The organism is Sinorhizobium sp. CB7 (genome assembly GCF_041357635.1).
Taxonomy (GTDB): domain Bacteria; phylum Pseudomonadota; class Alphaproteobacteria; order Rhizobiales; family Rhizobiaceae; genus Rhizobium.
Genome location: NZ_JAULLL010000004.1, coordinates 363055 through 382530 on the forward strand (window position 1 = coordinate 363055; position 19476 = coordinate 382530).

A 19476-nucleotide genomic window follows, 5' to 3' on the forward strand; every position below is an offset into this window, starting at 1 on the left:
CGGGCGGGCTGCCAATCACGTGGTCCGGATCAGACGCCGCTGAGGCCGTCCGAGCCGATATAGGCGATGCGCAGCATGTTGGTCGCGCCCGGCGTTCCGAGCGGCACGCCGGCGGAGATGATGATACGGTCACCCGGCTTGCCGAAGCTTTCCGAGGCGACGATGCGGCAGGCATTGTTGACCATGTCGTCGAGGTCCGTTGCGTCATGGGTGACGACGCAGTGCAGGCCCCAGACGACGGAAAGGCGGCGCGCCGTCTGAATGATCGGCGAGAGCGCGATGATCGGCACCTGCGGACGTTCGCGGGAAGCGCGAAGACCTGTCGTGCCTGACGAGGTGTAACAGACGATCGCGGAGAGCTTCAGCGTCTCGGCGATCTGCCGGGCTGCAAGCGAGATCGCGTCGGCGCCGGTTGCTTCTGGCTGCGCGCGCTGCGCATAGATGATGCCCGGATAATGCGGCTCGCGCTCGATCGTGCTCGCGATCGATGCCATGGTGGTGACGGCCTCGACCGGATAGTCGCCGGAGGCGGATTCGGCAGAAAGCATGACGGCGTCGGCGCCTTCGAAGACGGCGGTCGCGACGTCGGAAACCTCGGCGCGTGTCGGTACCGGCGAGGAGATCATCGATTCCAGCATCTGCGTGGCGACGACCACCGGCTTGCCGGAGCGACGGCAGGCACGGATGAGCTGCTTCTGGAGACCCGGAACGGATTCGAGCGGCATTTCGACGCCGAGGTCGCCGCGGGCAACCATCAAGGCGTCGGAAAGCTCAATGATCTCTTCGATGCGCTCGATCGCCTGCGGCTTTTCGATCTTCGACATCAGGCCGACACGGCCGCGCGCGATCTTGCGAACTTCCGCCAGATCGTCCGGCCGCTGGATGAAGGAAAGCGCGACCCAGTCGACTTCTCCCGTCGCGAGCACGGCATCGAGGTCGATGCGATCCTTCTCCGTGAGCGCGCCGACGCCCAGCAGCGTATCCGGCAGGCTTACGCCCTTGCGATCGGAAATCTTGGTTCCGGAAACAACCGTCGTCACGATGCTCTTGCCATCGCATTTCTCGGCGCGCAGCATCAACTTGCCGTCATCAATCAGCAGGCGGTGACCAGGCTGGACCGCTTCGAGGATCTCCGGATGCGGCAGGAAGACGCGTGTATTGTCGCCGGGTATATCCTTGTCATCCAGCGTGAAGGTCTGGCCCGGCTTCAGGTCGACCTTGCTGTCGGCGAACTTGCCGACACGCAGCTTCGGGCCCTGCAGATCGGCCAGAATGCCGATCGGCCGACCGGAACGCTGCTCGACCGAGCGGATGCGCCCGATGAGCGTGCGCATCAGGTCGTGGCTGGCATGGCTCATGTTGATGCGGAAAAGGTCGGCTCCCGCCGCGTGGAGCTTCTCGATGACGGCCTCGTCCGAGGAGGCGGGTCCGAGCGTGGCGAGGATCTTAACTTTACGGTTACGCTTCATCAATTTTGGCTTTCCTGTGCACCGGGAGTATCGGAGAGCTGAACCATCCAGCTGCCCTGGCGGCCCGTGTCATATTCCTTGAAGCCCATCTTCTGGTGACCGCGCGCGTAGCAGTCCTGCACGCCGACGATCTTAAACTCATTTTCCGCCACGCACATCTGGATGTCACCCGTCCAGCGGCCGCCACGGGCCGCATCCTCGGCGTAGAGGTAATAATAACGTGATTGCAGTTCACCCTCGATCAGAGTTGCGCAGGTCGTCGCCGGAACCTGCCACCAGCCTTCGGTGGTCCAGCCCTCCTTGGCGCGATAGCCGATGGCCACGCCGACAAGGTTCTGAGTGCCGTTGCAGACGCGGAAATCCGCGCGCGCGGTATTCGTCAGGAAGAAGAAAGGCGCAGCGGAGGCGAGGATGAATAAGGCTAGGCGGGCAGGCGTCCCGAAGCGCGAAACGAAACTAGGCGCGACTTGGCTCAACACGGTTTCCAATGGGCTCCACGGTTATTCGCTATTCTTGTCTTCTTGCGCTGACGCCAAACGAAAGTCAACGCAACTCTAATCGATTAAATTTCAAAACGGTACGCCCGCCTCCCGCACCCGGCTCCTGCCGGATTGGCTGCTTGCGCCTCCCGCCGGGGCATGCGATCAAGCAAATGCTCTTCCGCAAAGGCACTGACAATTTCTTCATGACCGACTTTCAACCTTTCGAAACCATATCCGGCGAACATGACAAAGGCATGGTCATCCTGGCCGATCACGCCATGAACCGCCTGCCGGAGCGCTACGGGCGTCTTGGCTTGCCCGAGAGTGCCTTTTCCCGCCATATCGCCTTCGATATCGGCATCGAAGGACTGACCCGGAGCCTTGCCGCGACGCTCGGCGTTCCTGCCGTTCTCGGTGGCTTCTCCCGCCTGCTGATCGATCCCAATCGCGGCGAGGACGATCCGACGCTGATCATGAAGATTTCAGATGGCGCAATCGTTCCGGGCAACCATCCGATCAGCGACGAGGAGTGGAACTATCGGCTGGAGACCTACCATCGCCCCTATCACCGCGCGGTCGCGGAGACGATCGATGCTGTCGCCAACCGGACGGGCAAGGCCCCGCTCGTGCTTTCCCTTCATTCCTTCACGCCCGCCTGGAAGAAAATTCCGCGGCCTTGGCAGGCAGGCGTCCTGTGGGACAACGATCCCCGTGCCGTCGTCCCGCTTCTTGCGATGCTGCGGAACGATCCCCATCTCATCGTCGGCGACAACGAACCCTATGACGGGGCGCTCAAAGGCGATACCATGTATCGGCATTGCATGATGACAGGCATTCCGCATGCGCTTCTCGAAGTGCGCCAGGATCTGATCAGCGATGCCGCTGGAATCGAGGGATGGGCCGAGCGGCTGGCGCCGATATTCTCGGCCCTGAACGCAGATCCGGCTCTGCACGAATATGAGGTTCACGCCTCGCGCACCGGACCCTACGAGTAAGAGGAGAGCGAAGATGACCGGCCTTAGCAAGGAACAGCAGACCGAATTCGAAGCCGCGGCATTCCGACGCCTCGTTGCGCATTTGCGCGAACGCACCGATGTCCAGAATATCGACATGATGAATCTGGCGGGCTTCTGCCGCAACTGCCTCTCCAACTGGTATCGCGAAGCCGCCGAACAATCGGGCGTCGAAATCTCCAAGGACGAATCGCGCGAGATCGTCTACGGCATGCCCTATGAACAGTGGAAAGATATCCACCAGAAACAGGCTTCAGATGTGCAAAAGGCCGCATTTGAGCTGAACAAACCCCACGAATAAGCCTTCCCTCTCCGAATCGGCTTGACCTTCGCGACGCTTCGCGGCAGGTCACTGCGTCGAATTTCAAATCCACGAAATCAGGAGAACAGGATGTCTGATGCTCATGGCGTCGCCCGCGATCAGCTTCGCGCTTTTGTCGAGCGCATTGAACGGCTGGAAGAAGAAAAGAAGACCATCGCCGACGATATCAAGGACGTCTATGGCGAAGCCAAGGGAATGGGCTTCGACACCAAGATCCTGAAAAAGGTCGTGGCCCTGCGCAAGAAGGACGAGCAGGAACGCATGGAGGAAGATGCGATCCTCGACACCTATCTTCATGCGCTCGGAATGATCGAAAGCGCACCGGAAGAAGCCTGAGCGCTCCGCAATCCCATTGCATAACTAGTTCGCCGCAACGGTGGCGAGTCTTGACCAATATTGTGAGATGCTTACGGTCGCAAAAGTCGGCAGCAGAATTCCGGCTTTTGCGGCTATTTTCCTGCAGCGGAATTTTGCCAAGAAATTCAGCGTTATCCTTTCGAGTTTAATAGCTAATGCATCTCTGCAAGCTCGATCTTCCGCTTAAAACCAGGCGTCTTGCCCTCCGTTCTTTCTCTGCCGGCGATTTCGAGCCCTACGCGGCCTATCACTCGCTTCCGGAGGTTTACCGGTATCTATATGCAGCAACACCCGACGCGGCCGATCTGGAACGGCGGTTCTCGAAAATCCTGAAAGCCCCTTTCCAGGGCGATGGCGACGTGTTCAGGCTTGCAGTTATCCGTCGCGATGACGATGCAATTTTAGGTGAGGTGTTGCTGAGGGTAGCCAGCAAGTCAGCATTACAAGCGGAAGTCGGTTACGTCTTCAACCCTGCCTTTTCCGGAAAGGGCTACGCGACGGAAGCGGTGGCAAAGATGATCGACACCGGATTTTCCGATTTCGGGTTCCACAGGATTTTTGCCCGGCTCGATACCGAGAATGCGGGGTCCGTGGGTGTTGTCGAGCGTCTCGGGCTGCGCCGGGAAGCGCACCTGAGACAGAATGACAGGTTCAATGGCAAATGGGGTGACGAGTACATCTATGCTGTTCTGGCCGTGGAATGGAGCCAATCACCCCACGCTTACCGATAAGCTGTCGAGGAGTGCCGACTTAGCCTTCCGGGTCCTTTCAAACCGGAACGGAGTATTTGCCGCCCTGTAGCCTCCGCGCGGGCTCCGTTTGATGAAGATAGACAGCAAAGGTGTCCCACGGAGGGCTGACGGAAAGCTGCCAGAGTATCCGACCGATCTCCCCACGGTGATAACCTCCATGCAGCGCGACATGGGTAAGCATTTCTTCCCTGGTCATATAGCCCCTGTCGCCATCGGTGAAGGCAAATGCGATAGCTTCGGAGAGATCCGCAGGCGAGACGTTCCGAATGTAGTCCAGATACCATTGATCGGAGGACCTTACGGCAGCACGCAGTTCGTCCAATGTTGGCGTCTCTGCCGTGTTGTCGAAAGTATAGTCATGCTGCACGCCGCTTAGATGGGCGGCGAAGATCTGGGCCACCACTTGGTAATGGCTGATCAGCCGCAAGGCAGTGTGCAGTTCGGCCTTATGCTGCTCCTGATCCAGAGTTTCCAATTTATCGAACAGGTCATTATTGGCCCAGGCATGATAGCCGTAGAGTCCCTGAAGCAAGGTGCTCATTGCGGTCGGTCCTTCCGAATTGTACAAAATGTGAGCAAGTTATTCATATTCTCTACGAGGGAGCTCCGTTGTCTACTCGCATTGCAAAGCAGCAACCGGCGATGAGGAAGGAGCCTCGCCAGGCCCGCTCCCGCGCGACGGTAGAAACAATTGTCCAGGCCGGTGCTCGCATTTTAAGCGACCAAGGCTGGGCCGGGTTCACGACCAACAAGGTTGCCGACCTGGCCGGAGTGAGCATTGGCTCGCTCTACCAGTATTTTCCGGATAAGCTCTCACTGGTCGATGCTATCCGCCGTCGCCATCTCGAAGACTGTCTTGCCGTCATGCAGAGGTCCCAGACCGAAGGGCTGTCACCGGAGCAATTCGTGGCAAGCCTCGTTCGCGACATGATCGCCGCCCATAGCATCTGCCCGGGACTGCATAGGGTGTTGCTCGATGAAGCTCCCAGTTCTGACGACTACCGGAATCCCAACAGCGAATTTGAGATCGAATATCTCGCCTATTATGCACGGGCAGTCGCTACCTATCGGAAACGCCAACCCAATGCGGCCGACCACCTGGCCGCGCTGGTCATTTCGGACGCCATTGACGGGGTAATCCATAACGCCGCGCGCCGCGGTAGATTAGGAGACCCGGCACTGCAGAACGAACTCATCCGACTGGTCAGCCCGTATCTCTCAGCCACAGGCGAATCAGCAACAACTTAGAGGCAGACCCCGACCTCTACCCTCCTGCAAATGCGATCAGGTTCCCATCCGGGTCCTGCACAATGAAGGTGCGAGCTCCCCATGGCTCGGTCCTCAAAGCCTGGTGAAAAGTGATGCCCGCGCTCTGATATTCCAGGAAAAGCGGTTTGGGATCGTCGAGCGTGAACGTTGCGGAAAGGGCATCGCGTTCCCTGGCCCGAAAACCGCTGTCGAACACGGGACCGGAGACCTTTCGCAGGTTCAAGCGGCCGCCGTCGCGAAACACCTGGGCATAGAATGGCGGCTCCCCGTAGGAGAACGCGATCCTGAAGCCGAGCTTTTCGACGTAAAATCGGCACGCCACCTCGATGTCGAAAACGAAGAGCTGAGGTCGGCTGACATGATGACGGAGGCATTGCTGGTGGAGGCTGCTGATGTTTCCATGGTTTCGATTCCCTTGATCAGCGCCGGCCAACTTTCGAACCCGTGTCTTCTGGCGACAAGCTCCTGCGCATCACTCAATTTGAAGCCTGGCTCGAGGACTTCCCTGTCGGGCAAGTCCCGGAAGCGGGCAAGAGACGACCTGATCTGCGCCGCGACAGGGTAATACCGTTCACGGTGCCATCGCAGGTATAGCTTGGCTTGCTTTCTGAGGTTTTCGATATTTGGCATGGGCGCGCACTACGGTTGGACTTTGGTGTAGGCGGGCAATGCCCCTCCGGCTCGCAAGCCGACGCGCCCTACAGCAGCACCATCGACGCTAGTCTGGCCGACTATTTGCGTCAAGGGACGAGGCGGCGGTGAATGTTGCATCACAAACTGGATGCACCAGGTACGAAATCGCGATCGAGTACGGCCTGAAATGCGTTCCAGGTCGAGTTTCCCGTCGAGCCGGGCATCCTGCCGGCATGAGCACAATCACCGAACACGACCGCAAACTGGCCGAAACACTCAAGCTGCTTTCCCTTGAGCCCGTTCCCCCAATCGATCCGCCGCGCAAGACTGCCCGGATTGCCCTTTCCTCCGGCCTGCTTGCCCTAAGCACCGTGGTCCTTGCAGCCTTTTTCGGACCGCCGGCATCAGACCGCGTCAAGGCCCTGTTCCCAGACCCTCCGGATAGCGTGCGCCAGATCCTGCCCGAACCGGAAGCAAAGCGCAGCATACCGTCCGAACGGGTAACGGAACGGAACGACGAGATATCCACCAACCGGAGGGCACCTGCAGCAATCCAAGAGGTGACCGGCTCGGGCTATGTGATCGCACCACGCTCCACGACTGTTTTTTCCAAATATCAGGGCCAGATTACGAATATCGCCGTGGAAGCGGGCGATCGCGTCGATGTCGGTCAGGTGCTGGTCACCCTCGACGATGTCAACGCCCGTTTTTCCCTCGAGCAGGCGAAAGCCGCCCGCGCTTCGGCCGAGCTTGTTCTTGCCTCCAGACGCATTGCCCTCGAACAGGCGCAATCCTCGCTCCGACGCAACGAGGCGCTGGCCCGCATCATCCCCAGGCAGCAACTCGAAGACGCGCGAGCCGGCCGGGAGAGTGCTGAGAACAATGTCGCGCAGGCCGAGCAGGAGCTGGATAAGGCGGAACTTAGCATCCGCATCGCCGAAGAGCAGCTCGACGCTCTGACTGTCCGCGCCCCGATCGCGGGGGTCGTGACGCGGCTAAGCGCCCATGTCGGCGACACGGTGCCTGACCGCGCCGATAGCGTGCAGGAGGGCCAAAGCCTGCTGACGATCGCCGATACGAAAAGCATGGTGATCGATGCCGACGTCGCCGAAACGACCATCGCCTCGCTCCTGCCCCGTCTTCGCGGCGAGGCGGTGCTCGACGGCTTTCCCGATCGGCCATTTGCCGTCGAAATTTCACGGCTCGCGCCGGTGGTCTCATCGGACAAGGGCACGATTACCCTTCGCCTCTCCTTTATCGCCCCGCCGGCCGGCATCCGCCCGGGCATGGCCGCGCGCATCCGCATCACCGCCGATAGTCAAGCTGGAGCAATCGAGAAATGACGAGAGAATTCAATGAAGAGCCCTATATCGCCGTGAAAGACGTCAGGAAGGGCTACAGGATCGGGAAAGAGAGTATCCCGATCTTCTCCGGCCTCGATCTCGCCATTGCGCGCGGCGACTTCGTCGCCATCATGGGGCCTTCCGGATCGGGAAAATCGACGCTGCTCAACATGCTTGCCGGCATCGACAGCCCGGATGCCGGTGAACTGCGCATCGGCGGCAACCGGCTGGACCATATGGGAGAGGCCGCCCGATCCCTATGGCGCGCGCACAACCTCGGAATTGTCTTCCAGTTCTACAACTTGCTGCCGATGCTGAACGCGGCGGAGAATGTGGGCCTGCCGCTCCTCCTCAAGCCGCTTTCGACGAGGGAGCGACGCGTCCGGGTCGAGAAGGTGCTCGACCTGGTCGGGCTCGCCGGTCGCGAAAGGCAATACCCGGCCTTGATGTCCGGCGGCGAGCAGCAGCGCGTCGGTATCGCTCGTGCCATCGTCACCGATCCCGGCCTTCTGCTCTGCGATGAACCGACCGGCGATCTCGATCGCAAGTCCGCCGACGAGATTTTGCGGATGCTGGGCTTCCTCAACAGGGAGTTGGGAAAGACGATCGTCATGGTGACGCACGACCCGCAAGCCGCTCGGCAAGCCCGGCGCATCCTGCATCTCGACAAGGGGCATTTCATCGAAGAAAGAGGAGCGGCCTGATGACCTTCCTTCGACTTGTCGCAAAAAGCGCCTGGCGCAAGCCACTCCGCACCTTGCTCCTAATGGTCTGCATCGCCGTCGCCTTCCTGATCTATGGACTGACGGCAAGCTTCATCAATGGTTCTCAGGGATCGGCTGGTGCAAGCGATGACATCCTTGGCGTGATGAGCGCTGCCGGCCGCATGCACCCCCTGCCGATCGCTCAAATGTCGCGAATTGCGACCGAGCCGGGCGTCGCGGCCGTGGCCTATATGGCGCGCCTGCGGGGTTTCGCAGGGGTGGAAAAGAATGTCGTCGCCGTCAGTGCCGCCGATCCGAGCGCGCTGATGACCGTCAACGGCAAGGAGCTCGGCCTGACGCCTGACCTGATTGATGCGATCGGAGCGGGGCGCGACACCGTTCTCGTTGGCCGCACACTGGCGGAAGCTCAGCGCTGGTCCGTCGGCCAGCGCATCACCGTCACCGCCTTCGAAACAGCCAGGGAAGATGGCGGCCGCGACTGGCGCTTTCAGATCGCCGGCATTTTCGAGGGAGAGAATGCGAATACCGACACCTATTTCATGATCGCCCGCTACGACTATTTCAACGCCGCGCGCGCGAAGAGCAAGGATACGGTGGACGCCTTCATCGTCCGTCCGCACGAAGGAGTATCGGCGGGAGAGCTCGCCGCGCGGATTGACACACTGTTTGCCAATTCGGCCTTCCCGACGCGGACCCAATCGGAAAAGCAGTTTCTCGAAGCCTTTCTGCGCCAATATGCCGATGTCGGCCTCATCGTCGATCTCGTCATCGGCGCGAGTTTCGTTACCCTGCTGATGATCGTCGTCAACACCATGATCTTCGCCGTACGCGAACGGACCTTCGAGATCGGAGTCCTGAAAACGCTGGGTTTTTCGCGGCGACATATCCTGGTACTTGTCCTCGGCGAGACGCTCTTCGTCTTCCTTATCGGAGGAACCGCCGGCCTCGCCCTCGCAAAGCTTGCGGCCGAATTCACGGGCCCCGCACTTGGCCTCGTCTTCTCCGCCTCCGTCCTCGCCAGGGCCACAGCCTGCATTCTCGCCCTCGGCCTTGCGACCGGCGCGCTGCCGGCCATAAACGCCATGCGCATACCTATCACCGCAGCTTTCAGAACGAGGTGACCTCATGTCTTCCACAGCAAGACAAACGCTCGTGATGATACGGGCCAATCTCCTCAGCCTGCCGCGCCGTCTTGCGATATCTCTTTCGATGGCGCTGTCGGTCGCGCTCGTTGTCTCGGTCCTCGTCGGCTTTCTTTCCATGGCGAAAGGCTTCGAAAGGGCGTTGAAAGGGGCAGGCTCGCCATCGGTCGCCGTCATCCTTGGCGGCGGCACCAATCAGGAAACCGGCTCAGATATCCCGCAGGATACGGTCCGCACGATCGAGGCGATGCGCGGCGATTTCGGGGTCTCCCGCGATGCGGCCGGCAACCTCGTCTCGTCGCGCGAAATCGTCGTGCCGATGGATATCAGGCAAAATGAGGAGGGTACCGGGCAGACACTGGCGATACGCGGCATGGACCTGTCCGGCCCCTCGCTCCGCGACAATGTAACCCTCTCGGCGGGGCGCTTCTTTGCGCCGGGCGCCCGCGAGATCGTCATCGGAGATCGCCTCGCCGCGAGGTTTCCCGGCTTTGGCATCGGTGACAAGCTCCGGCTCGGCGCGGTGGATTGGACGGTGACGGGGCATTTTTCCGCCAACGGCGGCGCCTTCGAATCCGAAATCTGGGCCGATCTTGATGCCGTTCGCTCCGGCTTCGATCGGCAGGGAGAAATCCAGACCCTGCGCCTTCGGCTCAAAGATCCTGGATCGATCGAGATCCTGAAAGGGAAACTCTCGACCGTGACAGGAACCCCGTTGATTGCAATGTCCGAAGCTGATCTCTATGCGGCCCAATCGGGGCGCACCGCCAGCCTCATCCGATTGTTCGGTTGGCCGATCGCGCTTCTGATGGCGCTTGGGGCGACTGCCGGCGCGCTCAACACGATGATGAGCTCGGTCTCCGACCGGACAATCGAGATCGCCACCGTGCGCGCCTTAGGTTTCAGCCGCCTGTCGGCATTCAGCGCGACCTGGATCGAGGCAATAATCCTTGCTGCGGCTGGTGCCATTTTTGGCATCGCGGCGTCGTGGCTGGCCTTCAACGGCTGGCAGGCAAGCACCATCGGGGCAAACAATGCCCGCATGGCATTCCAGCTAAGCGTGACCGGAGATATCATGGTGACTGCCGGTCTCCTGGGGTTGGCGATCGGCATCATTGGCGGCGCGCTGCCGGCTTTCGCCGCGACGCGGCTTCCCCTCACGGCGGCACTGCGGGCACGCAGTTGATATTCAAACCCGGTGCCGGAGCTAAAAAGGAGACTGCCTAAACGGAAATATGACTGCTGACGAGGTGTCCGTTCCTCAGGTCGTGGATCATGAGAGCGGGCGGATCGGTGACAGGTGGTTCACGCGATGGTTCGAGTAGCAGCGGATTGGCGGGGCAGATCGAGCCGCATGTGTAGGCTGGAATCCCCGCTATCATGCTCGCCATCGGCCGATGCACGTGACCGCTGCAGATGGCGATGGGAGGCCGGGCCGTGCTCGATAACAGCTCCGCCAAGGCGTCTGCACCTTTGCACATGACATCGTCCATAGGCGATATGCCGCTTCGAAAGACGTGGTGATGCGTGAATAACAGGGGAATGCCCGGCAAGCCGCCAGCCAGCGTCTGCCGCAACCACGGTAAATGCTCGGTCATGTCGCCACGGGCGCTTGCGTCGACACATGTGTCGATCCCGATGATGAGAGCATCGCCATAACACTCGGCAAAATGCATTCTGGCTTGATCGAACCAATAATCTATCTCAGGCATGGCCGCGCGCATCACGCTTTTGTCGTCCGCATTGCCGGGGAGGATCATTGAGCGACATGGGAGAGACTGCAATGCAGTGGCTATCAACCGATAGCCCTCCGCCCAGCCACCATTCACAAGATCTCCCGATAACACCAGAAAGTCTGGTTGGACTGTCGCCAGCCAGGAAACTGCCCTTTCCAACCGGGCAAGACCATCATTGTCGAAGCTGGCATGGATATCGCTAATTTGGGCAATGAGCATGGCTGGCCGTTCCTTATTTGCCGTTCTGAAGCGACGTGACTTGTCGGAAAATCAGGAGTTTTTCGATCTAGCTACGCCGCGGAGTTGCAGACAGCTTCGATGTGGTGCCCGTCCGGATCAACGACGAAGGCTGCAAAGTAGTTTGGTCCGTAATGGGACCGCAGGCCAGGAGCACCGTTATCCAAACCACCTTGGGCCAATGCTGCCTCATGGAAAAAGGCGACAGCCTGTCTGTTCGGCGAAGCGAAAGCGAGGTGGAAGCCTGGTCCGGGCGAACGACATGCCTCGCCGCTGAGCTTGATCGCGAATTTGTCTCCGCCTCCAGGGAGGCCATAACCGATCGCCTGATCAGGATCATCAGGATCATCAGGATTTAGATCCTCCCAGACCCTGATATAGCCGAGCGGAGCAAGCGCTGCATCGTAGAAGGCTGCCGACCGCTTGATATCTGAAACCCCGAAAGAGACATGGTGCAGCACGCTATTTGCTCCCTGTGTGAACATGATTGTCTATGCGCGTGTCGCAAAACTTCGATTTTTTGCAGCGTTGCGGTTGACACGACTAACTTGTTATTAAGCCGATTGGATCGATATTAAGCCATGGCGCAGGAGCGCCTCGCTCTTGGAAACCAGGCCAATCGTCCTGATCGCATTGGCGGCAGTTGCGACCAAGTTGCGGAAAGTTACCATGACGGAAAATGTCGGAGAACCTTGAATCAGCATGCCTTCGGTTATCTCAGTTTCCCGCCGCCAGACACACGAGTTTTCAAAGACCGTCGTCGATACCATCAACATTATCGAGAACTTCGGCGTGGAGGGGGATGCGCATGCCGGCGTTACGGTGAAGCATCGGTCTCGCGTCGCCGTCGACCCGACCCAGCCGAATCTGAGGCAGGTTCACCTGCTCCACGCTGAACTGTTCGACGAACTGCTCGCAAGCGGATTCGTGGTGCAGCCCGGCGATCTGGGCGAGAACATCGTGACGGAAGGCATCGCGCTCCTGGATCTGCCGGCCAAGATAGGCGAGCAGGTTGTCCTGCGGGTTACGGGTCTGCGAAATCCTTGCGGTCAGATCGACAATTTCCAGCAGGGCCTGCTGAAAGCGGTATTGGGACGGGATGAGGATGGAAATCTGGTCAGGAAAGCCGGCATCATGTCGGTGGTCCTTCAAGGCGGTACGGTTCGGCCGGGCGATCGGATCGAAGTGGTTCTGCCTGCCCTGCCTCACGAGCGGCTTGAGCGGGTGTAGGTAACCGGGGTCGGGCGCCGGAGCCGGCGATACCGCTGATCAGTATGATCGTCTTGGCGTATTGAACCATGCAGTTGGTCCGAAACTTGGAGCGTATGACCACGACGTCACCAGTTTTTGTCGGATCGCCAATCAACACAGCGGCTTGAGCCCCTTTCGGCAAGCCGGGATCACCCTTCCATCCCAGCTTGTCACGCGTGAGCGTCACATCCTTGTGTTACCCGAATGTCAATTCGATCAAGCGGGCGGCCCGTGTGTTTCGCAGCTTCGCTTGGATAGCCACCGGCTTCATTGATTAAGTGAAATAGCGAGAGTAAATTTGGGGTGGCAGTAGGTGTCGGAGGGGTGGCGTGAGCTGCTTCGCTAGAGCAGGATCAGGAGAAGCGTATTCGATTTTCCGCCCGCATCTCGCTCTAACCGATCAGAATTGATCACGTCATGACTTTGGGTCGATTCGGGAGCCTCCCCCGTCCGATCTGAACGGGCGGACCACTTGGGCTTCGCACAATGGAGGGCGCCAGCATGGACTTCCCCGTACCCGACAACGAGGCTGAACGCCTGGCCGCCGTAAAGGCCTATGACGTTTACGGCACCGATCCGGAAGCCGGTTTCGACGACCTCACCGATCTCGCCGCCCTGATTGCCAATGTCCCGATCGCGTTGGTCAACATCGTCGGCGACACCAAGATATGGCTCAAATCCCGTCATGGCGTTCCTCCCGATATCGAAGAAGTGCCCCGTGGCGGCGTCTGCTGCGCCCATGCGCTCTGCCGTAGCGACCTGCTGGTGGTTCCCGACACCCACGCAGACGATCGCTTCAAGGCGATGCCCTTCATCGCGACTGAACCCTTTTTCGGCTTTTATGCAGGCATGCCGCTGATCGATTCGGGCGGCCGTGCGCTGGGCACGCTCTGCATCATGGATCTCACCCCACGCGAGCTCCCCTTCGAGGCTGCCGAAGGCATCCGACGCCTCGCGCGCCAAACCATCGCCCAGCTCGAACTTCGCCTGAAGCTTACCGAGGTTTTACGCTCGCAGCAGGAATTGGCCGCTGAGAAGCAGCGCTCGGACAGCCTGCTCCTCAACATCCTACCCCTCAAGATAGCCGCGGAATTGACGGAGAAGGGCCGAGTCGAACCCCGCTACCACCCTTCCACGACGATCCTCTTCACGGACTTCGTCGGCTTTACCAAGTCCGCCGCTGAACTCTCCCCTCGGGAGTTGATCGACGACCTCGACATGTACTTCTCCGAATTCGACAGCATCGTCGCGCGGCATGGACTGGAGAAGCTCAAGACTATCGGTGACTCCTACATGTGCGCCGGCGGTCTGATGCTGGGCCGTAAGGACCACGCGGTCCGCAGCTGCCTTGCGGCTCTGGAGATTCGGCGCCTTGTCGTGGCGTCGAACCAGCACTGGGCTGCGATGGGGCAGCGGCCCTGGCACCTCCGTGTCGGCCTGCACAGCGGCAGTGTGATGTCGGGCGTCGTTGGCCGGAAGAAGTTCACCTACGACGTCTGGGGCGACACGGTGAATATCGCAGCTCGCATGGAGAGCGCGGACGAAGCGGACCAGGTGAACATCTCCGAAAGCACCTACCAGCACGTAAAGTCATATTTCGACTGCACCCCGCGAGGTCCCCTTGACGTGAAAAACAAGGGCAAGATGACGATGTATTTCCTCAACCGGCTGAAACCGGAATATGCGGCGGATGCCGAGGGCGTGGAGGCGAACGAGCATCTGAGGAAAACTCTCGCCGGCAGCTCGGTCACCTGGTCCCTGCGCTGACAGACCGTGCTCCGGACCAGGCGGCGTCGAAGTCCATCGGCGGAATGCAAGGATGCGCGAAAGAGACGTCGCCTGGTGGCGACTTTTTGGCCCAAACCGGACTTTGAGATGTCGCAAAATCCTTCGCGAATAGCTGACCTCTGCTGATGACATTTGCGACAGAATTTGTTCCTGGGTCTCAACGCGAACAAAATGGTGGCAGACGTCAGGAGTCCCGCGACATCAAAATCATGCGGAAGGCATCCGTCCTGTACGCAGAGAGTACGCGACAGCGTCTCGACCTGCCTGTTCCGCCTGACGCGCAGCCGCCTCAAAATCATACGGAACGGCGCGAAGCTCAGCCGCCCAGCCGGATGACAGTTTTTCCACAATTGCATATCGAGCATGCGGAGCGCCAGCTTCCATGACATGGGGAACAGGTGTCATGGCGCGATATCCCGGCATTCCTATACTGCCGGGATTTACAACCAATATACCGCCTACAGCTACGATGCGGGGTATGTGGGTGTGCCCGCATAAAACTACGCGAGCGTCGCCGATACCCGCAAGCCGTGGAAGAATAGATTCCTCGGTGTCCACCATCGGCCGACCGGAGCTCACATCTTCAAGCAGGTATTCCAAATCCCCGCCAGCGGGACTCCCATGACAGGCAAATATCTCTCCGTCGGTGAGCGCTAAAGTCTTTGGCAGGCCTGCAATCCAATCCATGTGCGTTTTTGTAAGGCGAGGTCTCGCAAAGGCATCGAGGAAGCCTGTGCCGCCTTCGAGCAATTGCCGCTCGTGGTTGCCCGCGATCGTCGGACAACCAAGGTCCATCTGCGCATCGGCACTACCGGCGGGATCAAATGGGCCGGAAACAAGATCGCCAAGATTGACGATGATATCAGGAGCAGCGGCGCGTAAGTGAGCCAACACGGCATCAAGCGCTATCAGATTTCCATGAACATCAGCAATGGCAGCTATCCGCATCAAAATCTCCAAACTCAAATTTAGACGCTCGGGGAGATTGGTCGCGCGACACCAGTTCAACTTCTCGCGAAACTCCAATCAAAGAAACGATTTCGCGCCTAACATTTGCGACATCGTAGAATAGGGAGATTTGCAACTATCGCAATGTCCGCTTATGGGGTTCCCGGATATGACGGCCGCGGACCAGGCTTTCGCGGCACCTCCCCTTGCTTATATTTTCTGAAATTTCTAATTGAGATTGCATCTGGAAGATGATCCTATACCGCGTAGCCGACTTCCTGGAGCGGGATGCCGAAAGGTGTGCGCGGTTTTCGGGCAACATCCCGCTCAGGCTTTTTGATTGAAAGCCCTCCTTTCGATTTTTGACCCGAGAAGTCCCATGTCGATTTCAGATGCGATCTACCGTCCCTTCGAGAGCTTGATCCGGCCACTTGAGATCCCGTACCGGCCGCTGCCTTCCAAGGGGCCCGTGACGGTGCTTCTGCACTTCATCTCGATGTTTCGCGGCGTACTGATTGCGCTGGCGCTTTGCACCATGGCGAACGAGGTCATGAGTCTGACCATTGTCTGGGGACTCTCGATCATCGTCGATGGCGTTACGCAACTGGGTGCATCCGCCTTTCTGCAGAGCGAATGGCCACTATTGACATTTCTCGGCCTGCTGCTCTTTCCGGGCATACCGGTCACCTCGTTCCTCGTAAACACGCTGACCTCGCATACGCTCGGCATCGGCATGCCGACTGCCATCCAGTGGCAGGGGCACAAAGCAGTGGAGCGCCAGGATCTCGCCTTTTTCCATGATCTCTATGCCGGTCAGGTCGCCGCACGCCTGTCGCAGGTGGCCTCATCCGTCCAGCAGCAGATCATTTCGGCTTTCCAGTCCGTCCCCCGCTTCCTGATGCAGATGGTAGGCTCCGTGATCCTGCTCTCGAGCCTCTCTTGGCAGCTCGCTGTGCCGACCGTCATCTGGATCACGCTCAACGTCCTGCTCGCCATCAGGCTGGCGCCGGTCTTTACCGAGCGTTCGCGCCGTTCCGCCAAGCAGCGCAGCCTGATCTCCGGCGCGATCACCGATCTCTACGCCAACATGCAGATGATCAAACAGTTCGCCGCCGAAGACAGCGAGGCCGGCGCCATCCGCGGCATTATGGAGAAGGCGGTCAAGACGCAGCAGAGCGAACAGCGCATCTACCGCACGGCGGAATTGACCGTCGTGGTCCTCAACATGTTGCACTGGCTGTCGGTCCTGTCGATCGGCTTTACAGGCCTCGTCGAGGGTTTCGTCACGATCGGCGAATTCACTGGTGCTGTCTATGTCCTCACGCGGCTGTCCGGCCACACCTTCACCTTCCTGCAGATGGGCGAGCAGATCTTCCGGGCAATCGGCACCATCAAGGATGCAATGCCCGTCATGACGACGCCGCCCACCATCACCGACCGGCCGAACGCGAAGGACCTCATGGTCGAGAGCGGCGAAATCCGTTTCGAGCATGTCCGCTTCGCCTACAAATCCGGCAGGTCCGTCATCGACGATCTGTCACTGACGGTCCGACCGGGCGAAAAGGTCGGGCTCGTCGGCCTCTCGGGTGCGGGCAAAACGACGCTCGCAAACCTGCTTCTGCGCTTCTACGACATCAAGGATGGCGCGATCCTCGTCGACGGGCAGGATATCCGCGCCGTCACCCAGTCAAGCCTGCGCCGCGCCATCGGCGTCATCGCCCAGGATGTCGCGCTGCTGCACCGCTCGGTCGGTGATAACATCCGCTACGGTCGCCCTGAAGCCACACAGGAGCAGATCGAGGACGTGGCAAGGATGGCAAAAGCCGATGTGTTCATCGCCGATCTCACCGATAGCGAAGGTCGCAAAGGCTACGAGGCCTTCGTCGGCGACCGCGGCATCAAACTCTCGGGCGGTCAGCGCCAGCGCGTTGCCATTGCCCGCGTGCTCCTGAAGAACGCGCCGATCCTGGTGCTGGACGAGGCAACCTCGGCGCTGGATAGCGAATCGGAAGCCGCCATCCAGGAACGGCTGAACTTCGTGATGGAAGGCAAGACCGTCGTCGCCATTGCCCACCGTCTCTCTACCATCGCCAGCATGGACCGTATCGTCGTGCTCGATCACGGCCGCATCATCGAAGAAGGCAGGCCGGAAGAACTGGTCGAAAAGGATGGCCTGTTTGCCCGCCTATGGAAACGCCAGACCGGCGGCTTTATTCCTGAGGAAATCAACGAACCTTTGCCGGGATTGCCTACGACCTGACCGACTGGATAATCGCTATGGCAGCCTCGGAAAAGCTGTACGGTTCGCTTTCCGGCCCGTATCGGCCATCTCACGCAGATCTCGAACAAGACCGCCGGGGCCATTCTCGGCTGCCGCATCCGCACCCAACGTCGCCAGCCAGCACCACATGCTGAGCCGATGGAAAAGCGTGTAGAGCCAAAGCGCGCTTTCGCTGTCTGGGTGATCGACTGCGCCATATCCTTCAAGAATGGGCCGATGGCTGCGCGGGTCTTCGTGCGAAGAACAGAACAAGGCCTTGGCCAGGTCGAAGAGCTTGTCCCCTGCGCGCGCGTTTCCGAAATCGACAAGCCCGCTCAATTCAAGTCTACCCGTGCTGGCGCGCAGCGCCAGCACATTGCCTTGATGGAAATCGTCGTGGCAGAGGACTGGACCGTCGCTCTCGTTCAGAAGTTCGAAGCTTCCTTCAGCAAGCTGTTGCAGACGGCGCCCCAGGTCGGCATCGCCGCCAAGATCGCGAAAACGGCGAAACACGTCTTCAAATGCCGCCGTCATGTAATCCGCGTTTGTGTATTTCGGCTTATCGATCCCGTGGCCGCGCACATAGCCATAGGCAGACATCGGCTCCGCGTGAATGCGCCTCAGAAGCTCCCCCATCTGGCGATAGGCCTGCTCGATATCAGGCTCGGCCATCCAATGGCGAAGCGAGCGGCCGGGCAGCAGCGTCAGCAAGGCGTAGCGCAGCGGCAGAAAGGCCCGCGATTCATCGACGCACAGCCACCTGGGAACCGGCGGCGTCAGACCCTTAAGCCAGCCCGCCACGAGCGCCTCTTTCGACGGCCCCCATTCGGGCTCGTCCGGATAGATCTTGAGGACCAGCGGCCCGCTGTCGGAACCCGGAAGATCGATCCTGTAGACCTCTGTGCTGCCGCCCTCCAGCCGAGCAAAGCTGCTGGCGACCAAGGCAGGATCGAAGCTCTCGACGAGCCGCTGAACGGTTTCGATGTCCAGTTCCAAAGTCATTTTTCGTTGCGGCGCCATTTGGCCTCTCTCGCCAACGCGGTCATACTAACCCCATAAGCCCAGACCTCATTCAGGAGAGCATCTGATGGAAACAGTCGTAAGGGACCTATTTACGCGATACGGGCGCTTTTTCAGGCAGTCTCTCGCAGGAGAGATCGACATCGATGAGGTCGCATCATTGTATGCCTCAGACTTCATCGCCGCCTCGCCTGCCGGGGTCATGTCCGGCAAGAACGACCATCAGTTCAGGCAGGTTATGGCGCAAGGATATGCGCACTATCGGGCCATAGGTACCAAAGCGATGCGGCTTCGGCATGTCCGCCTTTCTGCGATAGACGACTGCCATTGTGTCGCTCATGTCGCCTGGACGGCGACTTATACCCGCAAGGATCAGCCAGACACGGCAATAGATTTCGATGTCCACTACCTTGTCCAGATCCTGGACGGAGAAGCGAAAGTCTTCGGCTGGATTTCCGGCGACGAGCAGGCGCTCTTGAAGCAGCACGGTATTGTCTGACGTCCGCTCTGGGACCATGGCGGGATGTCGCCCGAAATCGCGCGCACTTTTCGGCGTCCCGCTCTAGATGTGTGAGCTCAGAAGATTGTCCGAGTTGAAGCGCGAGATAGCGGTTGTCTGGCGCGGACGCCTCACCAACCTCCCTCACATGAGGAGTTTGTGGTCAAGGGTTATGAAGGTGGCATTGAGTCTTTCCTCGTTCGGTATCCAAGGTCTGAGCCCGATCGTAT

At 59.6% G+C, this 19476-nt stretch carries 20 protein-coding genes and 1 pseudogene; 13 read left to right on the top strand and 8 right to left on the bottom strand.

Annotated elements, in window-relative coordinates; translation table 11 throughout:
- Positions 1 to 29 precede the first annotated feature (29 nt).
- The gene (gene pyk / locus AAE029_RS10810) at positions 30 to 1469 is read right to left on the bottom strand and encodes a pyruvate kinase (protein WP_371072824.1); all 1440 of its coding nucleotides are present in this window, start codon (positions 1467 to 1469) and stop codon (positions 30 to 32) included.
- Positions 1469 to 1945: a DUF1036 domain-containing protein gene (locus tag AAE029_RS10815; protein ID WP_371072825.1), complete on the bottom strand. Its 477-nt coding sequence runs from the start codon at positions 1943 to 1945 to the stop codon at positions 1469 to 1471. Before AAE029_RS10815 ends, pyk begins: the two co-directional genes overlap by 1 nt.
- A gap of 209 nt (positions 1946 to 2154) precedes the next feature.
- On the opposite strand from AAE029_RS10815, the gene AAE029_RS10820 reads away from it, so the two are divergent.
- From AAE029_RS10820 to AAE029_RS10835, 4 genes are all read left to right on the top strand, one after another.
- Positions 2155 to 2946, top strand: a complete 792-nt coding sequence (locus AAE029_RS10820) for an N-formylglutamate amidohydrolase (protein WP_371072826.1) — start codon at positions 2155 to 2157, stop codon at positions 2944 to 2946.
- Between the two features lie 13 nt (positions 2947 to 2959).
- Positions 2960 to 3265 carry a DUF1244 domain-containing protein gene (locus tag AAE029_RS10825; RefSeq protein ID WP_371072827.1) on the top strand — a complete coding sequence of 102 codons (306 nt, stop codon included), beginning with the start codon at positions 2960 to 2962 and terminating at the stop codon, positions 3263 to 3265.
- Between the two features lie 90 nt (positions 3266 to 3355).
- Positions 3356 to 3622, top strand: a complete 267-nt coding sequence (locus tag AAE029_RS10830; RefSeq protein WP_371072828.1) for a DUF2312 domain-containing protein — start codon at positions 3356 to 3358, stop codon at positions 3620 to 3622.
- 176 nt (positions 3623 to 3798) lie between these two features.
- Entirely contained in the window at positions 3799 to 4374 is a 576-nt protein-coding gene (locus AAE029_RS10835; protein ID WP_371072829.1) for a GNAT family N-acetyltransferase, read from the top strand.
- A gap of 37 nt (positions 4375 to 4411) precedes the next feature.
- On the opposite strand, the gene AAE029_RS10840 is transcribed toward AAE029_RS10835, so the two are convergent.
- Positions 4412 to 4936 (bottom strand): DinB family protein, encoded by a 525-nt coding sequence (locus AAE029_RS10840; protein ID WP_371072830.1) that lies wholly within the window; start codon positions 4934 to 4936, stop codon positions 4412 to 4414.
- Positions 4937 to 5037: 101 nt separating this feature from the next.
- Here AAE029_RS10840 and AAE029_RS10845 point away from each other — a divergent pair, with 101 nt between their 5' ends.
- A complete protein-coding gene (locus AAE029_RS10845; protein WP_371072831.1) occupies positions 5038 to 5643 on the top strand; it encodes a TetR/AcrR family transcriptional regulator in 606 nt (201 codons plus the stop codon).
- A 16-nt stretch (positions 5644 to 5659) separates the two neighbouring features.
- On the opposite strand, the pseudogene AAE029_RS10850 reads toward AAE029_RS10845, so the two are convergent.
- Positions 5660 to 6294 (bottom strand): annotated as a pseudogene (locus AAE029_RS10850) (bleomycin resistance protein).
- A 236-nt stretch (positions 6295 to 6530) separates the two neighbouring features.
- Between AAE029_RS10850 and AAE029_RS10855 the strand changes: the two are divergent.
- The 4 genes from AAE029_RS10855 to AAE029_RS10870 are packed head-to-tail and all read left to right on the top strand — an operon-like array spanning position 6531 to position 10693.
- Positions 6531 to 7640 carry an efflux RND transporter periplasmic adaptor subunit gene (locus tag AAE029_RS10855; protein WP_371072832.1) on the top strand — a complete coding sequence of 370 codons (1110 nt, stop codon included), beginning with the start codon at positions 6531 to 6533 and terminating at the stop codon, positions 7638 to 7640.
- Positions 7637 to 8344 carry an ABC transporter ATP-binding protein gene (locus AAE029_RS10860; protein ID WP_371072833.1) on the top strand — a complete coding sequence of 236 codons (708 nt, stop codon included), beginning with the start codon at positions 7637 to 7639 and terminating at the stop codon, positions 8342 to 8344. Before AAE029_RS10855 ends, AAE029_RS10860 begins: the two co-directional genes overlap by 4 nt.
- Positions 8344 to 9486 (top strand): ABC transporter permease, encoded by a 1143-nt coding sequence (locus tag AAE029_RS10865; protein ID WP_371072834.1) that lies wholly within the window; start codon positions 8344 to 8346, stop codon positions 9484 to 9486. Before AAE029_RS10860 ends, AAE029_RS10865 begins: the two co-directional genes overlap by 1 nt.
- A 4-nt stretch (positions 9487 to 9490) precedes the next feature.
- Positions 9491 to 10693, top strand: a complete 1203-nt coding sequence (locus AAE029_RS10870) for an ABC transporter permease (protein WP_371072835.1) — start codon at positions 9491 to 9493, stop codon at positions 10691 to 10693.
- A 37-nt stretch (positions 10694 to 10730) separates the two neighbouring features.
- Here the strand turns inward: AAE029_RS10870 and AAE029_RS10875 are convergent, their stop codons facing one another.
- On the bottom strand, positions 10731 to 11462 hold the full coding sequence (locus AAE029_RS10875) for a metallophosphoesterase (protein WP_371072836.1): 732 nt from the start codon (positions 11460 to 11462) through the stop codon (positions 10731 to 10733).
- Between the two features lie 71 nt (positions 11463 to 11533).
- Entirely contained in the window at positions 11534 to 11941 is a 408-nt protein-coding gene (locus tag AAE029_RS10880) for a VOC family protein (protein ID WP_371072862.1), read from the bottom strand.
- Between the two features lie 241 nt (positions 11942 to 12182).
- Here AAE029_RS10880 and AAE029_RS10885 point away from each other — a divergent pair, with 241 nt between their 5' ends.
- Positions 12183 to 12710, top strand: a complete 528-nt coding sequence (locus AAE029_RS10885; RefSeq protein WP_371072837.1) for an MOSC domain-containing protein — start codon at positions 12183 to 12185, stop codon at positions 12708 to 12710.
- 522 nt (positions 12711 to 13232) lie between these two features.
- Positions 13233 to 14498 carry an adenylate/guanylate cyclase domain-containing protein gene (locus tag AAE029_RS10890; RefSeq protein WP_371072838.1) on the top strand — a complete coding sequence of 422 codons (1266 nt, stop codon included), beginning with the start codon at positions 13233 to 13235 and terminating at the stop codon, positions 14496 to 14498.
- A gap of 228 nt (positions 14499 to 14726) precedes the next feature.
- On the opposite strand, the gene AAE029_RS10895 is transcribed toward AAE029_RS10890, so the two are convergent.
- Positions 14727 to 15467, bottom strand: a complete 741-nt coding sequence (locus tag AAE029_RS10895) for a metallophosphoesterase (protein ID WP_371072839.1) — start codon at positions 15465 to 15467, stop codon at positions 14727 to 14729.
- Between the two features lie 379 nt (positions 15468 to 15846).
- On the opposite strand from AAE029_RS10895, the gene AAE029_RS10900 reads away from it, so the two are divergent.
- Positions 15847 to 17727, top strand: a complete 1881-nt coding sequence (locus tag AAE029_RS10900) for an ABC transporter ATP-binding protein (protein WP_371072840.1) — start codon at positions 15847 to 15849, stop codon at positions 17725 to 17727.
- A 15-nt stretch (positions 17728 to 17742) separates the two neighbouring features.
- Here AAE029_RS10900 and AAE029_RS10905 read toward each other — a convergent pair whose 3' ends face one another.
- A complete protein-coding gene (locus AAE029_RS10905) occupies positions 17743 to 18729 on the bottom strand; it encodes a phosphotransferase family protein (RefSeq protein WP_371072841.1) in 987 nt (328 codons plus the stop codon).
- A gap of 85 nt (positions 18730 to 18814) precedes the next feature.
- On the opposite strand from AAE029_RS10905, the gene AAE029_RS10910 reads away from it, so the two are divergent.
- Positions 18815 to 19246: a nuclear transport factor 2 family protein gene (locus AAE029_RS10910; RefSeq protein WP_371072842.1), complete on the top strand. Its 432-nt coding sequence runs from the start codon at positions 18815 to 18817 to the stop codon at positions 19244 to 19246.
- The last annotated feature ends 230 nt before the right edge of the window (positions 19247 to 19476 follow it).